We start from the raw sequence: 12,933 nt of genomic DNA, 5'->3' as shown, positions 1-12,933 counted from the left end.
TGGGGAGGCATCGAGGAATCACATCCATGTAGTCATCGCACCCGCCGTCGCCAGCGCCGGCCTGCACGCCGCCTTCACAATCCGGACACCACGCCAGTGCTGAAGACTCAGTGCCGGCGGAAACCACCGCCCGGGCCGGAACGCCCGCCACCGCGAGGGCCGCTGACGCCCACACGCGCAGCACCCATGGCGGGGCCGCCCCCAATATGCGCCAAACCGATTTGCGGCGAAGTCCCGATCATGCGCATGCCGCCCATCTGCGCGCGGGCGCTCTGCGGCGCACCGCTGCTTCGGCTCATCAACGGCTGCACCATGGGTGGCGTTGCAACTCGCGCGGGACCACCAGCCACGACCGGAGGTGCGGCGGGGCCGGCGGCCGTCGCAGGCGGCACACGACCTTGCATGCCCGAAGGCGGTCCGGATCGTTGGCCTGTGCCGGCGACCGCGCCCGGCTGGATCACCCCGCCGGGACCGCGCCCCGGCATCCCCGGGGTCATGCCAGGCTGAGGCGGATTTTGCGCCATGACCGGCGGATGGCGATGCCAGTAGCGGTTCCAGAACGCATGCCGATGATACCAAGGCCGGCCGAAATAGAAGCTGCTCCAATAGGTGGTCAGCGTGAAGCCGACAGTCGGCACGTACTCGACATATTCGGGCAGCTCAACGTACTGCTCACGATACAGATAGGCGAGCGTCCGCGCCGCGACCCAGCCACGTTCGCCTCCGAAGCTGACATCGCACCACGCGCCGCCTTGAATGCAGCCATGGATGGTGATCCTGGCACCGGCCGGAATGCGCTCGACGACGGGAAAACCTGGGCCCGGCCCTGCGCGCATGGTGGCCGCGGTGCGCACCAGGCCCGGCGCAGCCACGGCCAGCGAGGCGGACGTGGCAATCAACAGCGCAGCAACGAGAAACGTTCTGAGTTTCACCACGGGCACCCTCCTGTCTGTTTGCCGGAGCGAGCTCGGGCGCGAGACTCTCGTGCCCGCATGCGCGGCTCAGGCATCCACTTTACAGGGATGGTCGCAGACTATCGCGGCAACCTCACGGCGCTCCGTTGTCGGAGAGGAGTTGCGCTGCTCCACCGAGACCGCGGCGAAATGCTTCGTCGAACGTCACGCCACGGAATTGCCACCGGTCCTGCTTGCCAGCGCGATCGAGGCGCCATTGCGTGACCCAGCCCAGTTCGGCATCGTCCCAGGTGAGATCGCCAAAGAGCATGACATCAGCTCCGGGAAACCACGACGCGACCGCCGCGGGCTGGACATCGTTCAACTTGGTGCGCTCAATAGCGGCCTTCGAGACCTCGGAGGCGCTTGGCAGAGCGATCTCGAGCCCACGCTTGACGGCCGCCGCGCGCAGCGCGTCGCGCTGCAGATCGGACCTCCGGTCGTCGGATGCAACGAAGAAAGTACGACCGCCCGACGTCATCGTCACAATCACGCCAATCGACGGGCGCGGCCCCAGCCACGGCTTGATGTTCAAGCTCGCAAGCAACTGATCGATCCGCGCGCGATCGAATGACACGGTCAGGTCATATGGACGGTCGCGCGTGCCCTGCTCGTCATGCTTCGGCTTGCCCGACATCTGATCGTGATAATCGAAGCCGGTGACGAACTCCGCGGCCCGCGCCTCGAGTGGTGCGAGCCTTGCATCGTTTCTGAGCTGAAATGCACCGGACACCTTGATCAGCACGTCTTCCAGACATGCTGCAAAGGCCGCCCGACGATTGTCCTCGCCCTGACCGGTCACGACCGTCTGCGCCTGGTACAGGTCGGTCGGGGCCGCAGTCGCAATAGTGCAGTTCCCGACGACCATCATCATCCAGAGCCCGAGACGCCATACGCCCCGTCCGCGGAGAGCACCGCACTGTCTCATCGCGCCCCTCGGTCCGGCTATGACGGCTATTTCTGCCGATCGAGCTTGACGATCGTGGGTGTGGCGGCATCAGACGTCGAGAACGTCACGCGATCGCCGGCGTGGATGTTCTCGATCATGGCGTTGTCCTTGATCTTGAACTCCTGGGCTGCTCCGGCCGTGTTGGCGCCGACGGTTCCATCGGGAATGCGCTTGATCGCGATCGTGCCGTTGAGACGGTTGATCCCCGTGACCATGCCCGCCGTCCCCTGCTCCGCTGCCAGGGCGGGCAGAGTTCCCACAAACATGGCGACCGTCGTCAGAATGATGCCAACTGCTCTCATCGCTGTTCTCCTGCCTTGCTTTTCGCGGCAAACAAAACACCACGAATTCTTTGGTTCCCCGAAAGGCCGCAACCCGAGCCACACTCTGTGAATCGCCGCTGCAGATCCTTATGTCGGCCGATGCGGCCTACACGAGCTCAAGCAAGGCGTAACCGCATAGCCTCATCGACCGGCTGCCCTCATGTAATGATTTGCACGGGTTTGTCATCACTCCAAGGCGAACCACAGTCTCTCCGCGCGCGCAGGATCGACCGGACCCGTCACGCCGAATTCATCAATGCGTCATGTTGCGCCTTGACAGCGCCGGCCGCCGGGAGGACGATCGTTGCCGTCGTCCATTGCGGTAGCCGTTCATGGTGCCGATGATGTTGGAACGACGACGATCCATCTGATTGCAGGGAGGTTCAATGACTCCACCTCCGTACCGGGCCCGCTGAGTGCGACGGTAATCGCTCGGACCATCGCATAGCGGCAAATCACGAACGGCACGCCGGGTCGCGGCTTTGTGGGCTGCATCAGCGAGGCATGGCCCCTTGCCCACCCGGCGCTGTGCCGTGAATCTGGATCATCGGATCAGTGCGAACTCGGCAGCTCTCATTTGGGGAGCTGTGGTTCTGTAGTCCTCCCACGCGCCTCGAAACGCAATCCATCGTCAACGCAATCCGTCGTCAGCCAATCCGTCGTCCGCGTAGTCGATCGTCAACCGAGGCACGGCGGGCGCATGGGCCACCCGCCGCTCGCGTCGCACAATGCCGTAGCTACTTGGCCGTAGCTACTTGGCTGTAGCTACTTGGCCGCAGCTACTTGCCGTAGTCGTAGAAGCCCTTGCCGGTCTTGCGGCCGAGCTGGCCTGCGGCCACCATTTCCTTCAGCAACGGCGCCGGCCGATACTTCGGATCGTTGAAGCCATTGTAGAACACCTCCATCACCGACAGCATCGTGTCGAGGCCGATCAGATCGGCCAGCGCCAGCGGACCGATGGGGTGATTGCAGCCGAGCTTCATGCCCTCGTCGATGTCTTCAGCGGTCGCAATGCCTTCCGAATACGCGAAGATCGCCTCGTTGATCATCGGGCACAGGATGCGGTTGACGGCAAAGCCCGGGCTGTTCTTCGCGGTGATCGCGACCTTGCCGATCCGCTTGGCGAAATCGGCGGCGGCCGCATGGGTCGCATCCGAGGTCTGCAGGCCGCGGATCAGCTCGAGCAGCGCCATCATCGGCACCGGATTGAAGAAGTGCATGCCGATGAACCGGTCGGGCCGATCGGTGGCGGTGGCCAGCTTGGTGATCGAGATCGAGGAGGTGTTGGTCGCGATCAGCGCCTCGGGCTTCAGGCCGGCACAGAGGTCCTTGAGGATCTTGAGCTTCAGCTCCTCGTTCTCCGTGGCGGCCTCGATGACGAGGTCGCAGCTCGACAGCTTCGCCTTGTCGGCAGTGCCGGTGATCAGCGACAGCGCCTTGTCCTTGTCGGCGGCCGTCATTTTCTCCTTCTTGACCAGGCGATCGAGGCTGGAGCCCACCGTGGCGAGCCCGCGCGCCACCGCCTGCTCGGAGATGTCGACCATGACGACCGGCACGCCCGCGGCCGCGCAAACCTGCGCGATGCCGTTGCCCATGGTGCCTGCTCCGATGATGCCGACCGTCTGAATCATTGCCGTTTCCTCTCAGTCTCTTCCGCGGGGACCGCCCCGTCCTGCGCCGTTGCTTAACAGGCTATCGGCCCGCGGGGTAGACCCAACGCAAGGGCTGAGAACGGGCCGGCTGCCCCGCGGTTCGCCGGCATCGGGAAGCGGGCGCATCCGGCCGGGTTGGTCCGCATGCGCAGGAACGGATGCAACCTGCTCTGGTTGGTCTCGTGCCCGCCGAGACGAGCCGCGCCCGCGGCACGGCATCGGGCGTCCCCGAGCGTTTCGACCCAATGACGCGAAGAATGGAGGAGGACATGGGACTGGCTCAATACGCCATCGTCGCGGTCGACGATCATTGGAGCGTTCTGCATGACGGCAACGCCCATGGCGACTACGCGACCAAGGAGGCTGCGTTCGAATCCGCTGCATCAGCCGCGACGCTGGCCATCAAGCAAGGCCACGAGGTGCATCTCAGCGTTCCGGGCAATGACCCAGATCGATCGAACAACTAATCAGCACCGCGACGCTGTCGTCTTGTTCCAACAGGACCTCCAGGGATAGTGAACTGCACGCTAACGTGTGTTAGCGACACAAGGCCGGCAGGCTCGCAGACTCCTGTTTGAAGCAACAGGAGTTCGCCATGAGCGTCACCCGGAACCGGCGTAAGCAGACAGTGTCGTTCGGCCAGCGGCTGCAGCAGGCTGCAACAGCTGCCCGCGAAGCGGCAGCACGTCTTCCCGTAGGCCCCGAGCGCGACATCATGCTGAAGAAGGCGATGCAGGCGGAGACGGCGGCGCATATCAACGAGCTGTTGAGCGCCCCGGTGCTGCACGCCGCCGAGCGCTAGAGCGCGCGCCGTATCGTCTGCTGCGGCTTTGAAAGGAACCCGAACGCCCTCACGACGCTTTGCTTTCGAGGTCTGGTCTCGGCGAGAGGACGATGATGGCCCGGGTCGTGATCGGCACATCGGGATGGCACTACGGGTCCTGGCGCGGCGCGTTCTTTCCGCCGGGACTGCTGATCAGACATCAGCTGCCCTACTACGCCAGCCAGTTCGAGACCACGGAGCTGAATGGCGTGTTCTACAGGACGCCGACGGAAGCTGCCGTCCGTGGCTGGCGCGATCAGACCGGGCCCGATTTCGTTTTCGCCTGGAAGGCCTCCAAGTTCATCACGCATTGGAAGCGCCTCTCTGCGCGCTCGGTCAACAGCATCGCGCTGATGGAGAGCCGGCTGTCGCTGCTCGGCGACAAGGCTGGCCCCGTGCTGTTCCAGCTGCCGCCGCAATTCGAAGCGAATCGAGAACGGCTCGAGTCGTTTCTCCCGCTGCTGCCGACGCACCGGCGCTACAGCTTCGAATTCCGTCACCCGAGCTGGTACACACCGGCGATCATGCGCCTGCTGAGGGACGCGAACATCTCGCTATGCCTGTCGGACCATCACGACGCGCCGGCGCCGTGGAGGCGGACGGCCGATTTCGTCTATGTGCGCGGCCATGGCCCGGGCGGCCGCTACAAGGACAACTATCCGGACGCGACACTCGAAGCCTGGGCCAAGCGCATTCGCGCCTGGGCGTCGCACGGCATCGACGTCTACGTCTATTTCGACAACGACCAGAAGAGCGCGGCGCCCGCCGACGCTCTGCGGCTACGCCGGCTGCTCGCGGCATCTTCTCACCAGGCACGCCGCGCCGCGCGCGCCAGTTCGTCGGGACATCGTGCACATCTCTCGGTTTAGGTTTGCGACCCGGTGTCGCTGTTCGAGCGCTATGCGAAGGGCGGCGACGATCCGCCACCGAGGACTGGGCGGCAAGACCCTGCCGGCCCTGCAGCATCATCTCGACATGGCGCAGACCCTCGACAGGAGCAAGTGAGCGAATGATATGAGCGCCGGTCCGAGCCGGCGCTCATGATGTTGGAATGCAGTGCCGTGCAGTCCCGTCGTCACGCGGCGCGCACGGAGCCCAGGAAGCGCGCGACCTCGCGCTTCAGGCGTGTGCTTTCACCGGCCAGCGATTGCGCCGCATTCAGCACCTGTGCCGACGCCTGACCGGTGGCGCTGGAGCCGCGCTGCACATCCGTGATGTTGGCCGAGACCTCCTGCGTGCCACGGGCCGCCTGCTGGATGCTGCGCGAGATCTCCTGCGTCGCCGCGCCCTGCTCTTCCACCGCGGATGCGATCGTCGAGGCGATCTCCGACATCTTCTCGATGGTTTCGCCGATATCGCGGATCGCGTTCGCCGACTCCTGCGTGGCCGCCTGGATGCCGTTGATCTGCTGGCTGATCTCGTCGGTCGCCTTCGCGGTCTGCTCGGCCAGCGCCTTCACCTCGGAGGCCACGACGGCGAAGCCGCGCCCCGCCTCGCCAGCGCGTGCCGCCTCGATGGTGGCGTTGAGCGCCAGCAGGTTGGTCTGGCCGGCGATCGAGTTGATGAGCTCCACAACGTCGCCGATGCGGGCCGCGGCCTTGGCAAGCTCGCCGACACGATCGTTGGTGCGCTGCGCCTGCTGCACGGCCTCGTTGGCGACGCGCGCCGAATCCTGAACCTGGCGGCCGATCTCCGTCACCGACGATGACATTTCCTCCGTCGCTGATGCCACCGACTGCACGTTGGTCGAGGCCTCCTCGGACGCCGAAGCGACGGTGGTGGCGAGCCGCTCGGACTGCTCGGCCGTGGTCGTGAGCGTTCCTGCCGAACTCTCGAGCGCCGTCGACGCCGAGGACACGACATCGACGATCTCGCTGATGACGGCCTCGAACTCGCGGGTGATCGTATCCACCCGCTGTCCACGCTGGATCTTGGCCTCCGCCTCGCTCGCTGCGGCCCGGTCAGCCGCCTTCTTCGCCAGCAGCGCATCCTTGAAGACCTGCAGCGAGGCGGCGAGCGTGCCGATCTCGTCCTGCCGATCGCTGGCCGGAACGACGACGTCGTCACGGCCAGCCGCGAGGTCGCCGACCACGCCGGTCAGCGCAGCCAGCGGCGCGATCACGCGACGGCGCAGCATGAAGGTCACGACGCCGAGCATGCCGAGCAGCGCGAGCACCGCGCCGCTGCCGATCCCGAACATCACCAGTGCATCGTCCCGCGCCGTCTCGGCGCGCGTCCGTGCCTCGGCCAGCGCATTGTCGCGAACGGTCAGGAATTTTCCGATCGGCGGCACGACGGTGCCGCCCAACTGCTCCGGTGACAGCGTGTAGCCGGCATTGCTGCGCGACGCCGCGATCTCCTTTTCGATCAGTCCCGCAGCGTTGTTGAAATATGCTTCGACCGCCTCCGACATCGCCTGCGCGACCTTCGGAGGATTGCCGAGTTGATCGATGCTCGACTCGATCCGTTCGCGATCGACCTCGATCCGGCCTTGCGCACGATCGATGTTGGAGTACTCGGCCGGAGCCAGCGGACGCTTGGCGCCGAGCGCCGGGGCCAGCATCGCGGCGCGGCCGCCGGCCGTGATCCGCAGATCCTGCGTGATGCGCGCAATCGACAGCAGCGGCGTCAGCGATGCATCGGCGGTCGCGACGCGGTTCTCGAGGCGGTTGAGCAGCGGCTCGACCGATTTCAGCACGTCGGTCAAGCCGGGCAGGAATCCCTTCATCGCAGCCGGGTCGCGCGCATTCAGCGGCAATCTCACGGCGCGGTCGACCATCGTGCGCACGTCGCGGTGAGCTTTGCCTTGGCGGCGTTCAGTCCGTCGAAGATGGCTTGGCTGTCGGAGAGCGTCTCAACGGCCGCTTTCGCCTTGGCGAAGGCGGCGTCGGCCTGCTGCCCGGCCTTGTCGACGGCGTCCAGCTGCACAGGAGTGGCCGGAACGTCCTGGAACATCGGCGTGACGAACGGCGCCCGCAATCCCGCGACGGCCTGGCCTGCAAGGAGCACGGCAGCGAACGCGTCGACTGACTTGATCGCTTCGGTTCTGCTCGCGTAGGCGCGATAGTGAGATACCAGCACCTCGCCCCCGAGAACACAGGCAAGCGCCGTGACCGAGAGCATCGATACCGCAAAGAGCTGACCGACTCGCATCGTGCATTTCCAGTTGATTGTTTCGGTCAACTTAGGAAGCGCAGTCTAAGAGGCTATTAACTTGCGCAGGCACGCTGCCGAGGGCAAATCGTCGCGGCCGCACGTCGATTCCCGTATTTTCACGGGCCTCGACAGTGATTCATCATCGACTTTCATGAGAGTTCGACGACAGAAGCGCGCAGTGCAGGTCTGACTCGCGCGATGTCGCTCATGCTCCGACCATCGCGCGATGGCGAAATCATCACCGAGATTGCGGCAGCAGACCCACGCACATCGACAACGCGTTGGTTCCTTGCGCAGGTGCAGAAAGATCAGCGGTCAACGCGGTATCATGCTAACATAAGTTATTGAAGTCGCGCCGCTTGGAACCCCAATAAACTAATTCGGGGGAACCACTCTTTGAGTCATCTGGTCCGCAAGCTTGAGAATTTCGTCCGCCTTTCTGCGGCCGACCGCCTGATGCTCAACCGCGCTGCGGCTCAACGGGTAAGGACCTTCGCGCCACGCACCGACATCGCGCGCGAAGGCGAGAAGCCCAAGGACGTGCATCTGATCCTGAACGGCTGGGCCTGCCGCTACAAGCAGCTCGAGGACGGCCGCCGCCAGATCGTCTCGTTCTTCCTGCCCGGCGATATCTGTGATCTCAACATCTTCATCCTGCGCGAGATGGACCATTCGATCGGCACCATCACGCCGGTGTCGATCGCCGATCTGCCGCGCGAGTTCTTCGACGAGATCAGCGCCGGCTATCCGCGCATTGCAACGGCGTTCTGGTGGGAGACACTGGTCAACGCCGCAATCCAGCGCGAATGGACCATGAATCTCGGGCAACGCACGGCGTCCGAACGCATGGCTCACCTGTTGTGCGAACTGTTCTTCCGGCTACGCCTGGCGGGCCTGGCCGACGACAGCAGCTGCAGCTTCCCGCTCACTCAGGCCGATCTCGCCGAGGCGACAGGCCTGTCGAAGGTCCACGTCAACCGCACGCTGCAGGAACTGCGCGCCAGCAACCTGATCGTGCTCAAGGGCAAGATGCTGGTACTTCCGGACCTCGAGCGCTTGATGAGCGCCGGCCTGTTCAACGCGAATTACTTGCATTTGGACCGCGAAGGCCGTCAGCTCGATGCGAATGAGTGAGAGGTTCGGAGCGCTGGCGCTTGCGCTATGCTGACTGTCTCGGCACTCTGCCGGGGAAACGGCGATGGTCGAACAGCGCATGGTGGACGGACCCTTCGAGCAGGAGATCGTGCAGCGCCTCGGGCTGATGCCCAACCTGTTCAGGTCGGCGCCGTCTGCGCCTGAGGCGACCCGACAGCTCTGGCAGTTCGCCAAATGCGCCTATCTCGACACCCCGCTTCCGGCCCTTTTCAAGGAGCGGCTCGCCGTCCATCTGTCGCGCCTCAACCGTTCGCCTTATTGTCTGACCCGGCATTTCGGATTTCTGGTTGGATCTGGCAAGCCCGCGGGTGACTCGACGTCCCGCCCGGAGCCGATCGATCGGGCGCGTCACCTGCTCGCGCGGCCGCTCGCGGATCCCGCGCGCACCGCGGCGGCGCTCGACCGGCTCGAACTCATCCAGCCCCCGCTCGACATCCCGGAGCCGGGCAGCGACGGTGAGGCGGACCTGTTCGAGGCGGCGTCGGTGCTGTTCATGCAGCGTGCTGATTTCGACCGCTCGCGGCGCGCAATCCGACATGCCTTCGGCGACACCAGGTTCGATCTGCTGGCGGCCTTCCTCGCCTATCTGCGCACAGCCCACTTCTGGGCCGATGCACACCTGCTCGCGATCGATTCGGACGTGCTTGCCCTCGCACGGACCGATCCCGAGCTCGCCGTCTGCCTCGGCTGCAGCGAGCTGCCGGAGGCCGGGCCGTCCGCACCGCAGCCGCATTCGAACGGCAGCGATGCCAGCGATCATCGGCTGCGCCGCCTCCTCGAGATCGATTCGGTCGGCGTGCTGTTCTTCGATCATGCAGCCGGCACCCTGGTCGACGCCAACGAGGCCTTCTTGGCGATGACAGGCTATTCGCGTCAGGACATCGACAGCGGCCAGCTGACCTGGAAGAGCCTGACCCCCCCGGAATGGATGGGTACATCGAGCGACCAGATCGAGCTGCTGCGGCAGACCGGCCGGATCGGTCCCTATGAGAAGCAGTATTTTCGCAAGGACGGCGAACGCGCCTGGATGATGTTCGCCGGCCGGGACCTCGGCGACGGCACCCTGGTCGAGCTCGCGATGAACATCGACGACCGCAAGCGCACCGAGGCCGCGCTACGCGACAGCGAGGCGCGTTTCCGCCAGTTCGGCGAAGCATCCTCCGACGTGGTGTGGATCCGCGATGCCGAGACCCTGCACTGGGAATATCTCAGCCCCGCATTCGAGACCATCTATGGCGTGCCGCGCACCGCTGTGCTCCGCGGCGACCATCTCGCATCGTGGACCGAGCTCATGCTGCCGGAGGACCGGCCCCGCGCCGTCGAGAGCCTCGAGCGCGCCCGGCGCGGCCAGCGCGACAGCCTGGATGTCCGTATCGTCACGCAGCCGGACGACGTCGCGCGCTGGCTGCGCATCCGTAGTTTTCCCATGGTCGACGAGCTGGGACGGGTGCAGCGCATCGGCGGCATCACCCAAGACATCACGGCGCTGGTCTCGGCCTCCGAGCACCAGAAGCTGCTGCTCGCCGAGCTGCAGCACCGCGTCCGCAACATGCTCGCCGTGATCCGCTCGATCATCCGCCGCACGGGCGACTCGAGCGACAGCGTCGAGGATTTCGCCAGTCACCTCGAAGGCCGCATCACGGCGCTGTCGCGCATCCAGGCGGTCGTCACGCGCGATCCCCTCGCCGGTTTCGATCTGGCGGAGCTGATCGCCGATGAGCTGCGCGCCGGAGCCGCGCGCGAGGACAGGCAATTCTCGCTGTCGGGCCCCCAGGTGCGGTTGAGGCCGAAGGCGGCCGAGAGCATCGGGCTTGCCATGCACGAGCTCGCGACCAATGCGCTGAAATACGGCGCGCTGACCGTGCCGCGGGGCTTCATCAGGATCGAATGGCGGCTCGATGAGCGCGACGCGGCCGACTGGCTGGTCATCGACTGGACCGAGACCGGCATGTCCGGCCGTCCGCTGGCTGCGCAGCGCCAGGGCTTTGGAACCGTGCTGCTGGAACAGATGCTGCCGTACGAGGTCGGTGCCCGCGTCGTCCGGCGCTTCGAGCCGAGCGGCCTCTGCTGCGAAATCCGGCTGCCCACCGGCGACATTCTCAAGCGTTGACGGGCCGATCGAAGCGTCGTTCCGCAGCACCGGTCGGTCACGATGGCCGAGGATCTCGCCGGCACGGCGAACCGCCGTCGGCATAGCCTTCGCGGTGCATTCGGGATATGCTCCGCGTGCGGCCTGAGGTGGAGGTCGCAGGGGTCGCGCAACCGCCATGCCTTCGCCTTGGTTTAGGCGGATATGACCAAGGGTCGATGAGATTGGGAATCAGCCGAGCGTCGACGCGACGGAACGATGATGGGACGTTCCTGAGCATGCGGCTCTGGCCAAGATGGATCACCGTGAACATGCAGACGCGTGGGCACGAGGGACAACCGGTATCCAGGTTCTGTGCTGATGCGGCTGGAGAGGCCGAGCGTCTTGTGGCGCAGTCGTCATCCGACGTTGGCGTCACGAGGCGTCAGTACGATGCAGCGTGAGTACGCGAAGCGTTGGTGCACGAGGCGTTGGTAGGACGACGCATCGGAACAGAGCCGAGCGCCGCCTGCGAGGCGGACGACAACGGAGGACGGAGCGTCAATGCTTGCAACGACGACCAAAGACGGCGATCAGCAGCCTCATGCCGTGATCGATCCCGAGATCGTGCTGGCGGCCCGCGCCGATCGCACCGCCGCCGAAGCGGACAGGCGCAGCTCGCAACGGCCACCGGATGTGCCCTCGCCAAAGATCGACCCTGACTACAGGACGCAGGCGACGAGCGACTTCGCGGTCACCGGAGAGCGCAGCACGTTCGCCACCTGGGCCGTGCGCACCATTCTGGCGGTGCTGTTCGCGGTCGGCAGCGCGGTCGCCGCAGCCGCTTGGCAGAGCTATGGAGACCAGGCCCAGGAGATGATCGCGCATTGGATGCCGCGGATCTCGCTGGCATCGAACACCGACAAGGATGCCGCGGCACAGCCGGCCGCGACCGCGCCCCAGCAGACGGCCGCAGAAGCGCCGGCTGAGGCGCAGGAGCACGCAACGAGCGCGGCTGGCGCGACCGCGTCGCAGGAGCAGGCGCAGTTGCTGCAATCGATGGCCCACGACCTGGCTGCCTTGAACCAGCAGATCGGCGAGCTGAAGACGAGCCTCGCACAGTTGAAGGCCGGGCAGGAGCAGATGGTCCGCGACATGGCGCGGGTCGCCGAGGCCAAGTCCAGCGACAGGCCCGCCGAGCGGCCGAGCGAGCGGACCGCGGAAGCACGGTCGTTCGATCCGCGCGCCATCGAGCAGACGATCCGGCCGCGCCCGGCCCCGCGCCCTGCGACGGCGGCCGTGACCCCGGCACAGCCCGGAGCAGCGGTGCCGCACCGGCCGCGCATGCCGCCGCCGGCTGCAGCCAACATGGTACCCCCGCCGCCTGCTCCGATGCCGCTGCCGTCGGCGCCGGTCGATCCGGACCAGCCCGTGGTGCGTCCGCCAATGCCGGTGCGCTGAGGGATCCGCACAGGCGCCCGCGCCGGTCCGCGCCGATTGGCGCGGGGGTGATCGATGCCGTCGATCCACTTGTCGCGACGCGGCTTTCCGAGCTAAGGAGCTGCGCCTGACAATGCGCATCCCGAGGGGTTCATGAGCCTGACCGATCCGACCATCCTGTCCGCCTCCGAGCTCGCAGACCGCATCGCGATCCTGCGCGACAACATCCGCCAGATCACCGAGCAGGCCGCCTCGCAGTCGGGTGCCGCCGACGAGGAGCGCAACGCCGACCGCCTCGCGCAGCAGAGCGAGGAGCTCGACGTTCTGCTCAAGGAGCAGGAGCGGCGGCTGAACAAGTAGCCGGCGGCCCCTTCGATCAATTCGCGCGTGCTGCACTGCGCTCGTTGTTGCCCG

11 protein-coding genes and 1 pseudogene are annotated in these 12,933 nt (G+C 65.8%); 7 read left to right on the top strand and 5 right to left on the bottom strand.

Translation table 11 applies throughout. The features are described from left to right. Nucleotides 1–107: 107 nt before the first annotated feature. The 4 genes from ACQR1X_RS08575 to ACQR1X_RS08560 form a co-directional block, all read right to left on the bottom strand. A complete protein-coding gene (locus ACQR1X_RS08575) occupies nt 108–935 on the bottom strand; it encodes an SH3 domain-containing protein (protein ID WP_434892194.1) in 828 nt (275 codons plus the stop codon). A gap of 112 nt (nt 936–1,047) precedes the next feature. After that, nucleotides 1,048–1,827 carry a DUF2066 domain-containing protein gene (locus ACQR1X_RS08570; RefSeq protein ID WP_434892195.1) on the bottom strand — a complete coding sequence of 260 codons (780 nt, stop codon included), beginning with the start codon at nt 1,825–1,827 and terminating at the stop codon, nt 1,048–1,050. 80 nt (nt 1,828–1,907) lie between these two features. After that, on the bottom strand, nt 1,908–2,204 hold the full coding sequence (locus ACQR1X_RS08565) for a copper-binding protein (protein WP_315800206.1): 297 nt from the start codon (nt 2,202–2,204) through the stop codon (nt 1,908–1,910). 800 nt (nt 2,205–3,004) lie between these two features. Beyond that, nucleotides 3,005–3,856, bottom strand: a complete 852-nt coding sequence (locus ACQR1X_RS08560; RefSeq protein WP_434886044.1) for a 3-hydroxybutyryl-CoA dehydrogenase — start codon at nt 3,854–3,856, stop codon at nt 3,005–3,007. A gap of 290 nt (nt 3,857–4,146) precedes the next feature. On the opposite strand from ACQR1X_RS08560, the gene ACQR1X_RS08555 reads away from it, so the two are divergent. The 3 genes from ACQR1X_RS08555 to ACQR1X_RS08545 all read left to right on the top strand — a co-directional run bounded on the left by ACQR1X_RS08555 (nt 4,147) and on the right by ACQR1X_RS08545 (nt 5,569). Beyond that, the gene (locus ACQR1X_RS08555; protein WP_315755672.1) at nt 4,147–4,344 is read left to right on the top strand and encodes a hypothetical protein; all 198 of its coding nucleotides are present in this window, start codon (nt 4,147–4,149) and stop codon (nt 4,342–4,344) included. A 128-nt stretch (nt 4,345–4,472) separates the two neighbouring features. Continuing rightward, a complete protein-coding gene (locus tag ACQR1X_RS08550; RefSeq protein ID WP_315800208.1) occupies nt 4,473–4,679 on the top strand; it encodes a hypothetical protein in 207 nt (68 codons plus the stop codon). A 95-nt stretch (nt 4,680–4,774) separates the two neighbouring features. Then, a complete protein-coding gene (locus ACQR1X_RS08545; RefSeq protein ID WP_316215902.1) occupies nt 4,775–5,569 on the top strand; it encodes a DUF72 domain-containing protein in 795 nt (264 codons plus the stop codon). 206 nt (nt 5,570–5,775) lie between these two features. Here ACQR1X_RS08545 and ACQR1X_RS08540 read toward each other — a convergent pair. Further along, a pseudogene (locus ACQR1X_RS08540) lies at nt 5,776–7,853 on the bottom strand (methyl-accepting chemotaxis protein). Nucleotides 7,854–8,252: 399 nt separating this feature from the next. Here ACQR1X_RS08540 and ACQR1X_RS08535 point away from each other — a divergent pair. From ACQR1X_RS08535 to ACQR1X_RS08520, 4 genes are all read left to right on the top strand, one after another. After that, nucleotides 8,253–8,990, top strand: a complete 738-nt coding sequence (locus tag ACQR1X_RS08535) for a Crp/Fnr family transcriptional regulator (protein WP_315712288.1) — start codon at nt 8,253–8,255, stop codon at nt 8,988–8,990. A gap of 64 nt (nt 8,991–9,054) precedes the next feature. Continuing rightward, complete coding sequence (locus ACQR1X_RS08530; protein ID WP_434892196.1) at nt 9,055–11,121, top strand: PAS domain S-box protein; 2,067 nt, start codon at nt 9,055–9,057, stop codon at nt 11,119–11,121. Between the two features lie 522 nt (nt 11,122–11,643). Further along, nucleotides 11,644–12,540, top strand: a complete 897-nt coding sequence (locus tag ACQR1X_RS08525; protein WP_434895200.1) for a hypothetical protein — start codon at nt 11,644–11,646, stop codon at nt 12,538–12,540. Nucleotides 12,541–12,672: 132 nt separating this feature from the next. Next, a complete protein-coding gene (locus tag ACQR1X_RS08520) occupies nt 12,673–12,879 on the top strand; it encodes a hypothetical protein (RefSeq protein WP_434898648.1) in 207 nt (68 codons plus the stop codon). The last annotated feature ends 54 nt before the right edge of the window (nt 12,880–12,933 follow it).

Source organism: Bradyrhizobium sp. HKCCYLRH3073 (assembly GCF_051167995.1).
Lineage (GTDB): Bacteria > Pseudomonadota > Alphaproteobacteria > Rhizobiales > Xanthobacteraceae > Bradyrhizobium.
Note: the sequence above shows the minus strand (reverse complement) of the source record. Positions and strands in the feature narration are given on the sequence as shown.

Bases quoted from the DNA above. Each gene is read 5' to 3' on its own strand.
- ACQR1X_RS08570 (WP_434892195.1), bottom strand. From the start codon at position 1,827: ATGATGATGGTCGTCGGGAACTGCACTATTGCGACTGCGGCCCCGACC.
- ACQR1X_RS08565 (WP_315800206.1), bottom strand. From the start codon at position 2,204: ATGAGAGCAGTTGGCATCATTCTGACGACGGTCGCCATGTTTGTGGGA.
- ACQR1X_RS08560 (WP_434886044.1), bottom strand. From the start codon at position 3,856: ATGATTCAGACGGTCGGCATCATCGGAGCAGGCACCATGGGCAACGGC.
- ACQR1X_RS08555 (WP_315755672.1), top strand. From the start codon at position 4,147: ATGGGACTGGCTCAATACGCCATCGTCGCGGTCGACGATCATTGGAGC.
- ACQR1X_RS08550 (WP_315800208.1), top strand. From the start codon at position 4,473: ATGAGCGTCACCCGGAACCGGCGTAAGCAGACAGTGTCGTTCGGCCAG.
- ACQR1X_RS08545 (WP_316215902.1), top strand. From the start codon at position 4,775: ATGGCCCGGGTCGTGATCGGCACATCGGGATGGCACTACGGGTCCTGG.
- ACQR1X_RS08530 (WP_434892196.1), top strand. From the start codon at position 9,055: ATGGTCGAACAGCGCATGGTGGACGGACCCTTCGAGCAGGAGATCGTG.
- ACQR1X_RS08525 (WP_434895200.1), top strand. From the start codon at position 11,644: ATGCTTGCAACGACGACCAAAGACGGCGATCAGCAGCCTCATGCCGTG.
- ACQR1X_RS08520 (WP_434898648.1), top strand. From the start codon at position 12,673: ATGAGCCTGACCGATCCGACCATCCTGTCCGCCTCCGAGCTCGCAGAC.